The organism is Ralstonia sp. TCR112 (assembly GCF_007997035.1).
GTDB classification, from domain to species: Bacteria; Pseudomonadota; Gammaproteobacteria; order Burkholderiales; family Burkholderiaceae; genus Ralstonia; species Ralstonia edaphi.
Window position 1 is genome coordinate 1 of record NZ_VOSS01000146.1, and the last position, 506, is coordinate 506.

2 pseudogenes are annotated in these 506 nt (G+C 62.6%); both read left to right on the top strand.

Annotated features, from left to right (window positions below):
• A pseudogene (locus FUT88_RS24390) lies at positions 1–267 on the top strand (hypothetical protein); the annotation flags it as partial.
• Positions 207–506, top strand: a pseudogene (locus tag FUT88_RS24395) (ABC transporter substrate-binding protein); the annotation flags it as partial. The pseudogenes FUT88_RS24390 and FUT88_RS24395, both read left to right, overlap by 61 nt.

Genomic DNA, 506 nt, shown 5'->3' on the forward strand with positions numbered 1-506 from the left:
GGGCTGATCGTCGAGATCGGCAACTGGGTCTTGACCGAAGCCGCGCAGCAGCGCGCCGAGTGGCACAAGCGCGGCCTGGCTGATGACCTGACGCTCGCGGTGAACGTGTCGCCCTTGCAGTTCAAACGCGGCACCGTGCTGCCGACGCTGCTCAAGCTGCAGCGCCAATATGGCCTCGGCTCGGGCTTCCTTGACCTGGAAGTGACTTCGATCCGTCGCGCGGCATTACCTTCCGTCGCAATCCCGACTACTGGGGACGCGATCTGAACGTGCGCCGTGGCTCGTTCAATTTCGAGCGCATCCAGTACAAGCTCTACAAGGACGAAACCGCCCGCCTGGAAGCGTTCAAGGCCGGCGAGTACGACGCCATGGTGGAATACCGTGCCAAGAACTGGGCCAAGAGCTATGTCGGCGTGAAGTTCCGCAGCGGCGAGTTGATCAAGAGCGAATTCCCGCATCGGAATGGCGCGGGCATGCAGGGCTTTGTGATGAACCTGCGGCGGCCG